This is a genomic window from Streptomyces sp. bgisy027, from assembly GCF_057710365.1.
The window spans coordinates 59479-75022 of record NZ_JBYIVZ010000022.1; the positions used below are offsets into that span (position 1 = coordinate 59479).

General features: G+C 71.1%; 16 protein-coding genes and 1 pseudogene. All 17 read right to left on the reverse strand.

Features of this window, described 5'->3' with window-relative positions; genetic code table 11:
• Positions 1–2 precede the first annotated feature (2 nt).
• Positions 3–632 carry a phage tail protein gene (locus AC3ETA_RS23260; protein ID WP_432194822.1) on the reverse strand — a complete coding sequence of 210 codons (630 nt, stop codon included), beginning with the start codon at positions 630–632 and terminating at the stop codon, positions 3–5.
• Complete coding sequence (locus AC3ETA_RS23265; protein ID WP_432194823.1) at positions 632–1573, reverse strand: baseplate J/gp47 family protein; 942 nt, start codon at positions 1571–1573, stop codon at positions 632–634. Before AC3ETA_RS23265 ends, AC3ETA_RS23260 begins: the two co-directional genes overlap by 1 nt.
• An 8-nt stretch (positions 1574–1581) precedes the next feature.
• The gene (locus AC3ETA_RS23270) at positions 1582–5199 is read right to left on the reverse strand and encodes a putative baseplate assembly protein (RefSeq protein ID WP_432194824.1); all 3618 of its coding nucleotides are present in this window, start codon (positions 5197–5199) and stop codon (positions 1582–1584) included.
• Positions 5196–5603, reverse strand: coding sequence for a GPW/gp25 family protein (locus AC3ETA_RS23275; protein ID WP_432194825.1), 408 nt, complete (start codon positions 5601–5603; stop codon positions 5196–5198). The genes AC3ETA_RS23270 and AC3ETA_RS23275 overlap by 4 nt, the downstream gene beginning before the upstream one ends.
• Entirely contained in the window at positions 5600–5998 is a 399-nt protein-coding gene (locus tag AC3ETA_RS23280) for a PAAR domain-containing protein (RefSeq protein WP_432194826.1), read from the reverse strand. Before AC3ETA_RS23280 ends, AC3ETA_RS23275 begins: the two co-directional genes overlap by 4 nt.
• An 18-nt stretch (positions 5999–6016) precedes the next feature.
• A complete protein-coding gene (locus tag AC3ETA_RS23285; RefSeq protein WP_432194827.1) occupies positions 6017–6790 on the reverse strand; it encodes a phage baseplate assembly protein V in 774 nt (257 codons plus the stop codon).
• A complete protein-coding gene (locus AC3ETA_RS23290; RefSeq protein ID WP_432194828.1) occupies positions 6787–7911 on the reverse strand; it encodes a phage late control D family protein in 1125 nt (374 codons plus the stop codon). Before AC3ETA_RS23290 ends, AC3ETA_RS23285 begins: the two co-directional genes overlap by 4 nt.
• Positions 7912–7926: 15 nt before the next feature.
• Positions 7927–8733, reverse strand: a complete 807-nt coding sequence (locus AC3ETA_RS23295; RefSeq protein ID WP_432194829.1) for a CIS tube protein — start codon at positions 8731–8733, stop codon at positions 7927–7929.
• On the reverse strand, positions 8730–9947 hold the full coding sequence (locus AC3ETA_RS23300; RefSeq protein ID WP_432194830.1) for a hypothetical protein: 1218 nt from the start codon (positions 9945–9947) through the stop codon (positions 8730–8732). Before AC3ETA_RS23300 ends, AC3ETA_RS23295 begins: the two co-directional genes overlap by 4 nt.
• Positions 9948–9974: 27 nt before the next feature.
• Positions 9975–10517 (reverse strand): phage tail protein, encoded by a 543-nt coding sequence (locus tag AC3ETA_RS23305; protein WP_432194831.1) that lies wholly within the window; start codon positions 10515–10517, stop codon positions 9975–9977.
• Positions 10514–10687: a DUF6760 family protein gene (locus AC3ETA_RS23310; RefSeq protein ID WP_432194832.1), complete on the reverse strand. Its 174-nt coding sequence runs from the start codon at positions 10685–10687 to the stop codon at positions 10514–10516. Before AC3ETA_RS23310 ends, AC3ETA_RS23305 begins: the two co-directional genes overlap by 4 nt.
• Complete coding sequence (locus AC3ETA_RS23315) at positions 10684–11085, reverse strand: hypothetical protein (protein ID WP_432194833.1); 402 nt, start codon at positions 11083–11085, stop codon at positions 10684–10686. The genes AC3ETA_RS23310 and AC3ETA_RS23315 overlap by 4 nt, the downstream gene beginning before the upstream one ends.
• Positions 11076–11513, reverse strand: coding sequence for a phage tail protein (locus AC3ETA_RS23320; RefSeq protein ID WP_432194834.1), 438 nt, complete (start codon positions 11511–11513; stop codon positions 11076–11078). Before AC3ETA_RS23320 ends, AC3ETA_RS23315 begins: the two co-directional genes overlap by 10 nt.
• Positions 11514–11595: 82 nt before the next feature.
• Positions 11596–12747 carry a phage tail sheath family protein gene (locus AC3ETA_RS23325; protein ID WP_432194835.1) on the reverse strand — a complete coding sequence of 384 codons (1152 nt, stop codon included), beginning with the start codon at positions 12745–12747 and terminating at the stop codon, positions 11596–11598.
• A gap of 19 nt (positions 12748–12766) precedes the next feature.
• The gene (locus tag AC3ETA_RS23330; RefSeq protein ID WP_432194836.1) at positions 12767–14173 is read right to left on the reverse strand and encodes a phage tail sheath family protein; all 1407 of its coding nucleotides are present in this window, start codon (positions 14171–14173) and stop codon (positions 12767–12769) included.
• Positions 14174–14192: 19 nt separating this feature from the next.
• Positions 14193–14786 carry a Pvc16 family protein gene (locus tag AC3ETA_RS23335; protein ID WP_432194837.1) on the reverse strand — a complete coding sequence of 198 codons (594 nt, stop codon included), beginning with the start codon at positions 14784–14786 and terminating at the stop codon, positions 14193–14195.
• A gap of 585 nt (positions 14787–15371) precedes the next feature.
• Positions 15372–15533 (reverse strand): annotated as a pseudogene (locus AC3ETA_RS23340) (transposase); the annotation flags it as partial.
• Positions 15534–15544: the final 11 nt, after the last annotated feature.

The following is a 15544-nucleotide window of genomic DNA, read 5'->3' on the forward strand; positions in this document are numbered from 1 at the left end:
TTTCAGGTCAGGTCGCGCGTGCCGAGCACGGTGTTCTCGCCGAGTTTGAGCATGTCGCCGCCCCCGTTGTCGTGCAGTTCCTCGGAGACCAGCCGCATCGTGGGCACCACGATCTTGAGCGCGTAGAAGGTGTGGGCCGGCTTCTCCCGGTCGATGATCGCCCGGGCGATCTCCTGGACGCGGCGCAGATGCCCGGCATCGGCGTTGCCCAGCCTCAACCGGACCTGGAAGTAGTGGGCGGGCGACTCGAAGCCGTCGAAGACGACCACGTCGTCGCGGGTCACCTCGTCGTCCAGCGACCGCAGGTAGATCTCCAGCATCCGGCGCAGTCCGGCCAGGGTCCCCCGCTCCCGGTACAGGGGCACGATCTCGCGGATGAACCCGCGCTTGGTTTCCGTGTCCCAGTCCGCGCGCAGGCTCAGGCCGACCCACCCGGCCAGCCAGGGCAGGAATTCCTCGCCAGTGGCCATCGGGTCGATGTGGTCGGCGGAGCTCGCGATGAGCTGTTCGAGGCCCGTGACACCCCCGGCGTCGTCGCGGCCGGTCAGCACGGCCTCGAACGCGAGCAGGAACCGGCCGGTGAACGGGTCCTGGCGGAACGGCGCCGGGAGGTGGTCGAGATAGCTGCTCATCACGGGAGCTCCCAGGTCGACGCGTACGTTCGGCCGTAGCGGCCGTAGCCCACCAGGTCCACCCGGGTCAGCCGCACCAACTGGTGGGCGTCCAGCGCGATGCCCTCCGCACCGGCGTCGCCGTCCGCACCGGCACGGGTGAGGCGGACGTTCTCGATGTAGTCGACCGACGGCGACTGTTCGAGCACGGCGTACGCCTCCGACGGGTGCACGCTCCGCCCGAAGGGCCAGCCGTCGCGGGTGTCACCGCCGGTGAACGGGTCGTAGAACTCCCGGAGCCGGTTCCGCGCGTCGACGAGGGTGTCCTCCGGCACGGCGTCCTCACGGAGCGCGACGTCGGCGGCGACCTCGATGTCGACGTACTCCGGGAGGACCACATGGTGGCGGACGGTCAGGATCCGGCGCGGGTCCAGGAACTCGTGCAGGGCGGCGGTCAGCGCCTCGGCGGCGGTCTCGCCGGGTTCGGGGAGGACGACGACGCTGATGTGCGCCGGGGCGGGCGCGGCCGGGGCGGCCCCGGCCAGGTTCCGGCCGGGCACGCACCGCACCCGCCGTACCCGGGGGAGTCCGACCGCCTTCGGCTGCTCGGGCCAGGTCGTGCGGACCAGGTACTCGTAGTCGTCCGCGGTCACGGCCCGGTGGCGCTCGTGCAGCGCGGCCATGCTCTGGCGTACGGCCGCGTCGAGATCGCCGTCGTCCGGCGGCGACCAGTCGGAGTCGTTGAGCAGCTGCAGGAACTTCAGGGTGTGGGTGTCCGGCAGCTGGTCGACCTGGTAGAGCTGCATCTCGGTCAGCCAGGCCAGCAGTTCGACGAGGACGATGCCGGGGTCGCCCGGGTTGTGGTCGGTCCACTCCGGCAGGAGGACGGGGATGAGGGCCCGCGCCTCGCCGACCAGGTCGTCGAAGTCGCGGTCGTCGAGGTTCGGCAGCGGAATGGACACGGAACTCCTCACGCTCCCAGGGTCACGGTGATCTGGTGCCGGCCGGAGTAGACCAGCGCCCGCTCCAGCCATCGGGTCAGCTCCGCGGCCGGAGGCTCGTCCGCGAGCTGGGCCAGCGAGCGGCCGAGCAACGCCTCCAGCCGGTCGCCGAGTTCGTCGGAGTGGGCTGCCGGCGTCACCGTGAGCGCGGGGACGTGGTCGACGCCGTCCACGGCCTCGACCGCCGCGTACAGGTCCGAGCGGTGCGGTTTGCGGCCGAAGGCCCAGCCGGTGCCTTCCGGCCCTCCGGTCAGCGGGTGCAGGAAGCGCTCCAGGGTCTGCTCGACCCGTCCGCCGACCAGCCCGGCGACATCCGGGGAGGCTGCCACCACCGTCGCGGCGACGGTCACCTCGATCCACTCCGGGCCGGCCACCCGGAGCGCGGTGGTCGGGCCGCACCGGGCCCGCAGGTACTCCTCCACCCGGCGCAGCAGCCCCAGGCCGGGTACCGGCCGGGCGGCACCGGAGTGCGGGACCACGACGATCCCGATCCCGCCGGCGTCCGCCTCCGCGTGCGCGTCCTTGGGTTCCCCGGTCGCCGGGTCGAACCACAGGCCGAACGGGTCGAACCGGCTCGGCAGCACCGCCCGTACCCGCGCCAGCTCCGCCGAGGACTCGAAGGCGAGGTCCTCGAAGTCCTGGGCCGTGACGGCACGGTCGCGGTGACGCAGCGACCTCGGCCCCCGGACGCGCACCCGCTCCAGCGGCTCCCACGCGCTGCCGCCGGAGGCCGGTTCGTGATGGGTGACCGAGTCGACGGACGGGATGGCCGACTTCAGCTTCACGACGGTCCCCGCGGCACGGTTGCCCTCCGCGCCGCCGCCCGTGCGGTAGGTGACGCGGATGTTGTTCTGCCCGCGCGGCGGCATCCGCCCGGCCCGGCCGTCACCGAAGGTGATCTCTCCGGTCCGGGGGTCGATGATGTAGTGGCGGTCGTTCGGGCCGGAGCGGTGGAAGTCGGTCACCGCGTGCCACCGCACCCAGACCTCCGCTGTGTTCTCGGTGTCTTCGGTGACCCTCACCGCGTCGGAGCCTTCGACCGCGGTCAGTTCGGCCTCTTCCGCCGCCGACGGGCGTTCCGGCTCCCGTACCACCAGCCGCTGGCCGGCCAGGACCGGGCTCTGCGAGGTGGTGAGCCGCTGACCTGCCTCGTCGGTGCCCGCTCCGAGGATCTCGTCGGTGACGGTGACGGCCTGCGTCGCCCAGGCCGTGTTCGGCAGGATCCGGCGCAGCCGCGGCGGGAGAGGGAAGGTCCCGTGCCGCAGGCGGAGCCGCAGCCAGCACAGGCTCCGTCCGAAGTGCTCCCGGGCCGTCAGGTCCGCCGGTCCGACGAACCGCACCATGCCCCGCTCGGCCAGGGTCGCGGTCTCGTCGGCCGCGGCCAGTGTCCGCCAGCCGTCGGGGCCGCTGTACTCCCACACCAGGTCGGCGCGGTCGGTCAGGTCGGTCCCGGCCAGCCGGTCGGCCGTCACCTCGTCCGGCTTCGGTGGTTCGACCTGGAGGTAGAGCGTGACCGGCCGGTTGTCGAACGGCTGGTCGAAGCCGAGGTAGAGGGCGGGGTCCTGCTCAGGGTGCGGGGTGAAGGGGGTTATGGACCACGGTGTTCCGGGGTCCCGGTGGTGGGTGACGAGGCGGAAGTCGTTGTGGGTGACGCAGACCGGTGCAGGGACGGGCACTGTCAGTCCGTGCCGGGAGCTCCACGACAGGGTTCTGATCACCGGCGGTGCGAAGGTGGCGTCGACGAGTTCGTAGGTGCCGTCCTCGTTCCGGGTGTAGTGGGCCGCACTCCCGTAGTCGCCGCCGATCAGCCGGATGCGCAGCCAGTACTCCTCGACACCGTTCACCTCGGTGCGCGCGAAGCCCTCGGGCGGAGTGAGCCGCAGGGTCGCGTCGGCGGTGAAGGCGTAATCCGGGGTGTCGGCATCCGGATCTGCGGTGTCCTGGGGGTCGGTGTCCTGGGGGTCCGAGCCGTCGGCGGTCACGGTCACGGTGCGCCAGCCGGTGCCGTCCCATGCCTCCCAGACGATCCGCGGGTCGCCGTCGGTGCGCACGGATGGGACCGGGCTGTCCGGGATGTCCGGGGGGTTGGTCAGGGTGACGTCGAGGATGAGGTCCGCGCCCGGCCGGACCAGGCTCGCGGGGCAGGCCAGGTAGCAGGTGTCGTTGAAGCGCGGCTGCTCGCCGAAGGGGTGGAAGTCCCGGGTCACGTCCAGCGGGGTGCCGCCCGCGAAGGCGCCGGGCGGTGCCACCGGCTCCGGCTCCGTCCCGGTCCGCACCTCGATGCCGGTGACGATGGGCAGATCCCAGTCGTGGCCCACGCTCAGCGACGTGAGGTGCGGAAGGGTGGCGTACGCCCCGCCGTCCTGGACGACCTGCACCCGGAGCCAGTGCCCGGACCGGGCCCGGAACAGTTCGGCGGGCCAGTGGGCGGGGACCCGGAAGCTGATCTCGCCGTCACGGGTCATCGCCAGCGTGCCGTCGGTCAGGCCGGTGTCGCTGTCGTCGCTCGTCTCCGCCGCCGTGCTGGACTCCCCCAGCCGCCGCCAGGTGTCGCCGTCCTTGTACGACCACTCCAGGCGCACCGGGTCGGCCGGGTCGCCGGCCGCTCCGGGGCGTGCCAGGGTGACGGCGAGCCGGACCGTGGCGCCGCGGAGCGCCACCGACGCGTCGACGCTCAGATAGAAGAACTGGCTCTGCTCGGTCTCCCCGAACGGGAAGACTCCGCCGGCGCCGTCCTGAGGCGGCCGGTTGCCGGTAGCGACGGCGTCGGGCGCCGACCCCGAGGTGCCGTGCGGCAGCGGCATGTCGAGCCGGGCGCGCAGCCAGCCGGCCGTGGTGCCGTCGACGTCGTACGGGGGCAGTTGCGGCAGTCCGGTGAGGGTCACCGTCCATGCGCCGTCCTCCGCGGCGCTGTCGGCGTCCGCCGGCTGCCACCGGGTGCCGTCCCAGTACGCCCAGGAGACCGGCCACCCGGCGAGCAGTGCGCCGTCCTCGGTGGCCAGGGTCAGCGTGACGTCCTTGGTGCCCTCGGCGGCCAGCACCGGGTCGCAGGCGACGAAGAACTGGTGCGGCACGGCCTGGTCGCCGGTGAACGCGGCGAACGGTTCGTCGCGTCCGCCACTGGCCTCGGCGCCGCGGTCGGCGTAGCTGTCGTGCGGGGCGTCGTCCACGAGGACGGACCGCAGCCGGGCCCGGGTCACGACCAGGTCGGCCCCGGTCTCGAAGACGGCCTCGTCGTCCTCGCCGTCCAGCGGTTCGGCGGCGACCCGGGTGCCGGCCGGGACCAGCGCGTCGGTCCGGCTGCGCTCGGCCAGTCGGAAGGTGAGCGGCACGCGCGCGGGCACCGGCGGTGTGGGCTGGGTCCCGATCAGGTTGAGGAACGCGAGGTAGTCGCGTTCCGGCACCTGGTTGAGACGCTGCACGACCAGTTCGGCGAAGCGGGCGAAGACGCCGATCAATGCCTGGCCGGCGTCGGGCCGCCCGTCGGCGGGCGGTTGCCAGCCGCTGTAACGGGTTGCCAGGTCGGTGGTCTGCGCGACCAGGGCGGCGCGGTCGCGGGGGTCGATGGGGGGCGGTTGTCCGGTCATGCGGCGTAGAAGGGGTAGACGAGGTTGAAGCGGCTGTTGTTCGCCCGCACCCGGTAGTTGATCTCGATGAGCAGCCGGTGCCGGTCCTCGGGGTCGGGTGCCGCGTAGACGTCCAGTACGTCGATCCGCGGTTCCCAGCGGGCCAGTGCCTCCCGCACCGACCGGCTGACCCGGCCGGCGGTGCTCGCGTCGTTGGTGTCGAAGACGGCGTCGTGGATGCCGCAGCCGAAGTCCGGCCGCATCACGCGTTCACCGGGCGCGGTGCCGAGGATCAGCCAGATCGACTGGCGGATCGCCTCCGCACCGCCGGCGAGCCGTATGCCCTGCTCGGGGTGGTCGGGATCGGGGCCGACCGGGAACGCCCAGCCGGTGCCGAGGAAGCCACTGTCCGTCACGCCGGTCATCCGATCGTCACCGTGCCCGTCGCCTCGACCGTCCCGATCGCGAGGTCCTTCGGATCGTTGCAGGTCGTGGCGGAGTCACCGTTCCTGATGGCGGGTTTGCCGTTGATCCTCACGGTGGTACTGCCGCCTTCGAGGACGGCCGTGTTCGACGGCGGCTTCTGGAACGAGGTGCCCGGCGACATGGGTGTGTGCGGCTTGTCGTTCTCGGCGGTGGAGCCGGCCACCGCCGCCGGCTTGCCCATGATGGTGACGTCGGCGCTCAGTCCGTCCTTGATGGTCCCGGCGAACTCGTGCTTCAGCTGCGTCGGCACCGGAGACGGTCCTCCGGGCACCATGACGACATGGATGTCGGTGGCCGTGACCTTGTCACCCTTTTTCGCTGCGGCCTGTCCCATGGAATCTTCCACCCCCCATTAGTTGATGTTGACCTGGCTGCCCTTGATGTCCAGCCGTCCGCTGGACTTGGCCGCGAGCGAGGACTTGGCCTGTATGTTCACGTCGGCCTCGGAGACGATCTCGACCCCGTTGCCGCTGAGCCGCAGCTTCCCGCCGGCGGAGATGACCACGTCCGCCGCCGCGGTGATCGTGATCCGGTTGTCCTTCGTGCTGATCACGATGCTGTTCCCGGCGTTCTTGTCGACGATCTCGATGGCCTCTTCGCCGTCGGTGTCGGTCAGCCGGATCACGTGCCCGCTGCGGGATCTGATCACCCGTATGTCGCTTATGCCTTTCCTGCCGTCGTTGTCGGTGGCCGGCGACTCGGTGACCGCCGGCTCGGTGACCGGCGACTCGGTGACCGGCGACTCGGCGGCCGGCGGCTCGGCGGCCGGCGGCTCGGCGGCCGGCGGCTCGGTGACCGGCGGCTCGGTGACCGGCGGCCTGTCCTTGCCGTTCCACAGCGCGCCGACGACGTAGGGGACCTCCGGGTTGCCGTGCTCGAAGGCGACCAGGACCTCGTCGTCAGGTTCGGGCAGGAAGAAGAATCCGGTGCCTGGACCGGCCATCGGCACCGCCACCCGCGCCCAGTCGGTCAAGGTGCCGTCCGCCAGCCAGGGCAGCTCCACCTTGACCCGGCCCAGACCTTTCGGGTCCCGGTTGTTCCTGACGATGCCGATCACCACACCCAGGAACCCTCCGCCCGCCGGTGCGGTCTCCTGGCCTGTCGGATAGTCGAAGATCTCCGTCATGTGGCGTTCCTCCGCACGTGAAGGGAGGTCGAGTAGCGGTTCCCCACGGTCATCGAGTGGCTGACGGAGACGACGTAGTAGGTGCCGCTGAAGCGGGTGCCCGCGCCCTCGATCTCAACCACCTCACCGGCGCGTATTCCAGGCCGCCCCGAGCACTCGACGGTGCCGGTGATGTAGGTCAGCGCCATGTCGTCGAACTGGCCACGGGCCATCTGGTCGGCCCGCTCCTGGTTCGGCACCGACAGGCCCGTACTGACCGAACCCGCCCTGCCGAAGGTCCGGCCCACCTGGCGGGGACCGGAGGCGGCGCCCATGGTGGTGGACTCCCGGCCCGCGGTCACGGTGGAAACGACCGGCTCCTTGAGTGTGACGTCCCAGCCCCGCACGGAGTGCTCAGCGACCTGGGGCAGCGCCCGCAACACCGGCGTGAAACCGGAGACGCCCTTGCCGATGTGCAGTGTCACCTTCGCCGGACGGCCGTGCTGCGGTGGCCCGAAGTGCAGCACCTTGTCCCGTACGTGGACCTCGTACCCGATCAGGCGCGCCCGTCTCTGGAGGAACTCCAGGTCGGTCTGGTTGTTCTGCACCACGTAGGCGAGGCCGGCCTCGGTTTTGGTCGTGGCCTCGGTCGTGGTCGGGGCCTCGGTTTTGGTCGTGGCCTCGGTCGTGGTCGGGGCCTCGGGCCCGGCAAAGCCCAGCCCTGCTTTCGAGGCCAGTTCTTCGGCGATGGCGCTGTCCGTGGTGTCGCTGAAGGTCCGGGTTCGCTGGGCTCGGGTCAGCCGATGCCGGTAGTCGTACCCGCGGACAGTCAGCATCGGCAGCCCGTCCGTGGTGAAGGCGGGCTCCAGACCGGTGACCTCACCGGTCATCACCCGGCGCAGGTCGCCCCCGTACCCGAGCGAGATCTCCACGTCGGTGCCGACCTCGAACAGCTCGGAGTCCGCCCAGCGCAATGTCTTGTGCGGGGAATCCCAGTTGTCGTACAGCGTCACGGTGAACATGCTCAGCGCGTGGAGATCCTCCTGGACGGTCACCGACTCGACGTCGGAGCGGGCTTCCCGGGGCAGGGGGCGGCCGTTGCAGAGGATCTTCAGGGCCGGTGCGGCCTCGTCGGCGTTCATCACACGGTCCTCCGCTCAGCTCACCCGGGGAATGGCCAGCACCATGCCCGGTCGCAGGTCACGTGGGTTGACGATGCCGTTGGCGGAGGCGATGTGCCGCCAATGGCGCGGATTCCCGTACTCGGCGGAGGCGATGCTGTGCAGGGTGTCGCCGCGCCGGACCGTCCACGTCTTGTCCACGTCGGAGGAGTGCAGTTCCCGTTCCTTCAGCTGTGCGTCGGTGAGGGACTCCACGAAAGAGCAGGAGACGGTGGCCCGCACCGGGGTGCCGTCGTCCAGGAACATCGTGAACCGCTCGTCGAGCCGGGTGAGGACACCGGTGAAGATCTCGGAGAACGCCCCCCAGGAGAGCGTGCACAGCGGCGGCCGGTGCAGCTCGGTGTCGACCTCGGCGAGCTTGGCCACCCGGCTGGTCAACGCGGTGACGTCGCTCGCGTTCCCCGTCTGGAACGGGTTGGGCGGTGTCAGGAACGAGATGGCCTGTGCCCGGGCCGACGGGGTGGCCCGGGGCGGGACCGGCACGCCCGGCCGCCACTCGTAGGTGTCGAAGAACAGCTCGACGGAGAGCGTCGCGGGTTCCATGGACGAGAACTCCTGTTGCAGGCCCGTCCAGCTCCACTCGCTGCCGTTGCCCGCCGTCCCGGGCGCTTCCCAGGAGACCGACCGCGACCGGCTGATCTCATGCGGGTTGAACAGCGCCTTGATCGGGCCGTTTTCCTTGAAGTCCGTTCCGTCGTGGGAGATGGTCAGCTTCTTCAGACCGCCACCGCCCGGGCCGACACCGAGCAGGGTGCTCGCCAGGGCCGCCTTGTTGCGGTTCATCGTCGTACTCCTCGGCGCTCGGCCTCGACGGCCAGCCTGCGCACGATGCGCTGGTGCACCTGGTCCGTGATGTGTGCGACGTCCACCTGGGGGGCCTCCGGACGGGGTGTCTGCGGCGTGCCGCGGTCGGCGCGAGGTGCGGGGTTCCCGGAGTCCTCGGGGCCCCCGGGGACGTTGTGGCCGGGCGGCGCGGTGCGTGCCGCCCCCGGGACGACGGGCTGCGGCGGCGCGCCGGTCGTCTGCCGCCCCGCCGCGACGCCGGGGGACGACCGGTCGTGCGAGGCGGTACCGGCTGTGGCCAAGGGCAGGGCCCGCACCGGTTGTACCTGTGGCCGTCGCCCGGCGACCGCCTCGGCCGGCCCGGAGTACGACATGGGCCCGGAGTACGACGCCGGTGCCGGGTGGGCGAGGACGGTGGGAACGGCAGCGAGGGTGGGCGAGGCAGGGTGCGGGTCGCCGACGGGGCCGGGCCGGGCGACCTGAGCCGTGGCCCCGAAGTCCGCCCCGGCAAGAGCCGACGGCGCCGCCGCGGGGAACGCCACCGGCGCGCCGGAGCGGCGCCCGGGGAACGACGGAAGATACGCCATCACCGGGCCGTTCCCCTGAGCGAGCGGCTTCGACGGCGCAGAGGGGCCCGCGCGGTCGGCCGCCGGGGCGGGTGGCACAGGGCCGCCCCGCATCGCCCGCCGGCCGCGCGACGCCTGCGGCGCGGCCACCTTGCGCTGGATCATCGGCGTCCCCGTCACAGAGGGGGACACCGTGGCGCGCGCGGACGAGCCGCCGGTGCCCGGACCGGCCGAAGCGCGTGCGGAACCCGCCGTGTCCGCATCCGTCCCCGGCCGCGCTGCCGGGTGAGCCGGCAGCGCCGGCCCGTCCGCAGGCGCCGTTACCGGGCGCGCCGAGGCGACCGGCATGGACCCGGTCGACGCCGACGAGCCGGGGACGGCCGCGGCTGCTCCCGTGGCGGGGGGCCGGGACGGCCCCGCGTGCCCCGCATGTGCGGGCCGCGCGTACACGATGGGCACCGTCGCACCGTCGTGCGGCAGCGGGTCGACGTACCGTGCGGCCAGTTCGGCCAGCGGGAGCCCGGCCGTCATGTCACCGTGCCGGGTCAGGGCGGCCCTCGCCTGGCCGGGGTCGGTCACCCCGGGGCGCAGTGCCCGCCGCGACAGCCGGTTGACCAGCGTCGAGTCGAAGGTCGTGTCGTCGTGCATCTCGGACTTCCTGTCAGCGGTACCCGGTCAGCGGGCCATGTCGGCGACGCCGTGCCCCAGTGCGAGGGCCTGGCCCAGCAGCGGCTTGGTCAGCCCCTCGTGCACCAGCTCCAGGGATTCGAAGCCGACCTGGTCGGCTGAGGCGTTGAAGGTCGGACCGGTCCAGCGCACGGGCAGAGCGTTGCGGAAGTTCCACCACATCACCGGGATCTGGTGCCGGTCGAGCAGGGCGATCGTGCCGCTCTTGCGCTGGATGACACCGCGGGCGGTGTTGTCGTACCAGTTCCAGAGCGTGCTGATGGCGCTCAGTCCGTGCCGCAGCACCAGATTCGACGGACTGGCCCCGCCGGGCAGCTGGTGGGCGAAGCCGTTGAGCCCGCCCTCCCGGTAGGACTCCATCTCGATCCGGCTCTCCAGGCCGCTGACCTCGGTGAAGCCGCCGACCAGCAGGCCCTCGATCTCCACCGCGAAGTTGAAGGTCGGGAAGGGGTCCGGCAGGCGCAGGCCGGTCCAGTTGCCCACGGCGGCGGTCGCCCAGCTCAGTCCGAGCGGAATGCCGGTCGACGTCATCGCCGTGCTCCTCCCTGTTCGTTGAGACGTTCGTTGATGCGGGCGATCTCGGCGACCCAGCGCTGCCGTTCCCGGTGGTCGAGCTGCATGATGTCGTGATAAGGCCAGTGGAAGTGAAAGGCCACGTACGCTACTTCCTCGTGCAGCCGGTCAAGGGAGTAGCGCGTCATCCCCCCAGGCCGGGGGGCTCCACTTCGAACGATCCGTCGCAGTGCGGGCAGTCCACCTGGAGCCGGGCATGCCCGCTCACGTTGATGCGCTGGTAGAAGTCCTGGAGATAGGCGAGGTCGCCCGAGTACAGGTTCTCCACGGTGTGGGTGTTGATGAACTCCAGATCGCCCAGCTTGGTGATCACCCGGGTCAGCAGGATGATCACCAGATAGCCCGGGTTCGACCGCACCCGCGGATCCTTGATCGGCTCGATCTCGTCCAGCGCGGTGGCCATCCGCATGGAGCCCTCGCGGTGCACCGTGCCGTCCGGCGCGACAAGGCCGTGCGGCAGGGTGAACGGGAACTCGGCCGGGCGGGCCCGGGGGGCCTCGGTGACGCCGCCGCCCGCTAGCTCCACTGGTCGACCTCGATCCGTTCGCAGGCGAGCGTGAGCTGCTCGACCGCGATCTCGTCACTGGTGGCGTTCAGGCTGGGGCCGGACCACGACTTCGGCCAGCACTCGAACAGGTTCCAGGTCACCTTGGGGTTGCCCTGCTGGTCGAGCAGCGTGACCGACACGTTGTGCCGCTCGACGTTGCCCTTCATCACCCTCTGCCGCCACTCCCACAGCTTGCTGTCGTTCGTCACACCGCGGCTGAGCGTGATGTCGCTGTAGCTGTTCAGTCCGGGGATCTTCCGCGGGGCCAGGTTGGCGTCCGTGCCCTCACGGTATTCGGCCGGGTTCTGGCTGCTGTCCAGCCCGGAGCACTCCCGGAAACCGGCCCGGGTCATGCCGTCGAGCTCCACCGAGAAGTTGTAACCGAAATAGGGATCGACCCTGTCCACAACCGCACCTCCTTGCCTGTCTGACTTCTGTCTGACTTCTGTCAGATTTCCGTCGAACCTCTGTCAAAGTCGTCGAAACCGCTTACCCCGCGTCGACCGTCACACCGCTCGCGCCGTGGATGACGCGAACGGAGATGAACTCGGCGGGCGCGGTCGGGGCCACACCGATCCAGGTCACCACCACCCCGGCCTCGACGGCCTCCGGGGGATTGGTCTCGTGGTCGCACTTGACGAAGAACGCCTCGGCCGGTGTCCGGCCCTTCAACGCGCCGCGCTGGAACAGATCGTCGAGATACGCGGTGAGTTCCCGCATGATCCGCACCCACAGCCGTATGTCGTTGGGCTCGTGGACCAGACCCGCCATGAACCGCTCGACCCACCGGCCGATGGCGCCGACCAGCCGCCGGGCGCTCACATCCCGCCAGGCCGGGTCCTGGGCGAGGGTCCGCGCGCCCCACACCCGCACACCGCGGCCGGGCAGCGCCCGCAGACAGTTCACCCCCTGCCCGTACAGCGTCCCCACGTCGGCCGCGGCAAGGCGCACCTGCAGATCGACGACGCCCTCGACCTCCGTGTTGGCCGGCGCCCTCTGCACACCGAAACGCTGGTCGCCGGCCGAGTACATGCCCGCCACATGCCCGGACGGCGGCAGGGGGCGCAACCGCCCGTCCCCGCCGGGCGCCCGCAGCCATGGGTAGTACAGCGCCCCGAAGGCACCGTCGGCCCCGGTCAGCTTCCCGCTCTGCTCCATGACTTTCGCCGTGTCCGTCGTGGGTATGCCGTCGAGCAGGGCGAACCGGTCGCCCCGTTCCCGGCAGTGCCGCAGCAGCATCTGCTGCTGGTCGACGACCGGATCGAGCAGGCCGTTGGTCGGCCACAGCGGGTCCGTGACGATGTCGGGGGCGCAGACGAGATCGACGTCGCCGTCGAGGCGGTCCAGCTCGTCCAGTGCGGTCTGCAGCGCCGCCGAGGGCGTCGGCCTCGACTCGTCGAGCCGTACGACGTGGCACAGCAGCCCGCCGTTGTCGAAGAAGCCGCGGACCACGTCGGCCAGGAAGCCCGGCGCCGAACTGCCGTAGGCCGCCTCGAACTGCGGCCACAGCGTCAGCCGCTGGGGCGTGTGCGGTCCACCGGCCGCCCGGCCGAGGAAGGCGGGCACCCCGGTCAGGAGGCTCGGGGCCGACTGCGGGAACACGTCCTGCCGGGACACGCCCGGTGTCGGTTGCTGGGTCATCGTCTCGTCCGGCAGGCCGCTACTGGACCCCGCCGGCCCACTGGCTGATCCGGAACACCACGAACTCGGCCGGGCGCACCAGGGCCACCCCGATCTCGACCACCAGCTGGCCGGCGTCCCGGACGGCCGCCGGGTTGACGGTCTCGTCGCAGCGTACGTAGAAGGCCTGCTCGGGGGTGTTGCCCAGGAGAGCGCCGGAGGACCACACGGTGGTCAGGAAGGCGCCGACGTTACGGCGGATCTTCGACCACAGCTCCGGCGCGTTCGGCTCGAAGACCACCCACTGGGTGCCCTCGTCGATCGACTCGCGCAGGAAGTTGAACAACCTGCGGGAGCTGATGTAGCGCCATTCGGCCTGCGTCGCACCCGCCATCGTGCGGGCTCCCCAGACAGTGATGTTGCCGTCGAACTTGCGGATCACGTTGATGCCGTCGGGGTTGAGTCCGGCTTGGCCCTGCTTGCTGACCAGCGTCTCAAGTCCCAGCGCGCCGCGGATCACCTCGTTGGCCGGTGCCTTGTGCACACCCCGTTCGGTGTCGACGCGGGCGTAGATCCCGGCGATGTGGCCGCTCGGCGGCTGGTACACCGGGCTGCCGTCCGCGTCCCTGACGCCGACGTCGATCCATGGGTAGTAGATCGCCCCGTAGCTGCTGTCGCGGGTGTCGCCCTGGATCTTCGACTTGGTCAGCTCGGTGGTCTGCCGGCCGTCGAGGATCGCGAAACGGTCCTGGAGGTACTGGTTCTCGCAGTGGTCGAGGATCGCGCCCTGCACGGCGTCGCTCACCGCGCCGGGGATCGCGACCAGGGCGATCTCGTCGATGGCGGTGAAGGTGCCCAGCGCGGCGATCAGTCTCGTGTCCAACGGCTCCGCGCTGGTACCGGTATCCGTACCCGCGTCGGGATCGGTGCCGGCGTCCGTGCCCGCGTCGGGATCGGTACCGGTATCCGTGCCCGCGTCGGGATCGGTACCGGCATCGCCCTCTGCGTCGGGATCGGTACCGGCGTCCGTACCCGAGTCCGGATCGGTACCGGTATCCGTGCCCGCGTCGGGATCGGTACCGGCATCGCCCTCCGCGTCGGGCGCGACCCGGGTGATCCAGCAGCGGCCGCCGCCGTTGTTGAAGAAGCCGTAGACCGCGTGGGCGAGCGTGCTGTTGCCGGACTGGATGTCGCCGAACAGGGTCTTGAAGGTCTCCCAGCCGTCCACGAGCTGTGCCTGGCCGACCGGGGCCACCGTGGCGTAGTCGGCGGACTCGACCGTGGTGCCGTCGTCCTTCAGTCCGGTCCGGCCGGGCAGCAGCGGCATCGTGACCGTGTCGGCCACGACGCCCACGAAGCCCGCGGTACTGGTTCCCACCCCGGCGATCGGCCTGATCGCCGAGGGGACCTCTTCGACATACACGCCAGGCGCCAGATACTGCGGCATGTGTGGGATCTCCCCCTCGTCATGACTCGTGGTCGACGCCGTGGCCGACGCGGAGGACCGTCTCGGTCACCACGGGTCCGACGTCGGTGGACTGGAAGACGTCGACGCTGAGCGTGACGCTGTAGTGCAGGATGGCTTTGGGCCGTCCGCCCATGGCCTGCCAGAACTCGCCGATGCCCTGCAACTGGCTCTCGGCGGTGATCCTGGCAGGCAGCGGAGCCAGTTGTTCGGCCAACTCGCCCCGCAGGTAACTCACGGGGATCTCCCGGTGGCGCAGCAGCACCTTCATCACCGCGCCGAGCAGACGGTGTTCGTCCTGCGCCGGGTTGGGCGCGCTCTCGTTCGGCCAGGCGCTGATCAGATAGGAGCACAGGACCCGCGCCGGTGCCCGCTTGCGGGTGACCATCCCGGACTCCGGCCGCGTGGTGTCCCACTGGTTGGTGCGCAGTTCGTGGTTCTCCCGCACGTCGTACAGGAAGAAGGCGACCGCCGGCAGGGTGACCCCGGAGGGCGGGAACTGGTCGTCCGGGGTGGCGAAGCTGACGGTGATGCCGGGCAGCGGCAGTTCGGCCTCGACGAGGGCGGCGAGGGTCGCGTCCAAGTCCTGGAACATCGTTTCACCTCTCCTCGGCACCGGTCGACGCTGAGCAGAGTTGTACGCGGCGGGCGTCCCCCGGGCGTCTGCCGCGGCGTCTGTTCCGGCGACTCAGATCTGTCGGGTGATGCGTCGGACACCGGTGCACCGTGCCAACAGGAGGCGACCAGGGCGGTGTCGCGCCGGGATGCGGAGCCGTCCCGCCCGCGGGCAGGCCCAAGGCTGGTGGCGGTCGCGCACGCACCGCGCGGGCTGTGGTGATCGCGACGTCCGGCAGTTCCTGCTGACGCGCCAACCGCACCCGGCAGCGGTCAACTACCGGTGTGGCCGCTGCCACGTCGCCTCGACGTCGTGTTGGAGGGCGTTGGCGGTCCGGCCGCCGAGACGGGGCTGCCGCCCTTCGCCGGACCCTGCTCCTCGCCTGGTTGTGCTGACTCCGGCGGAAGCCCTCCGTGTCGCGCGGCTGTTCTGGGGCATTTGCCGGTCGCACACGACATCGGTCCCGTAGTTCACCTTCCAGTCGGGCCCCTGTCGCCTTGACCGCCGGTGGCCAGTCCCCGGGCCGCGCCCCGTCAACGACAGCACCACGGATGACACACTCCATCAGGCGCACCAGCGTTCCCAAAGACCAGGCGGGAGTGGGTCCTGTTGCCAGGACTCATGCTCAGCCGAGCGCCCCGAACGGTGTTGGGCGTTCTGGTCGACCGCCTTCGCTTCGCGTCCGGCGCGCATGGATCGGGTCCGTGGTCCGGGGATGCGGGGGCGGCCAGGTCACC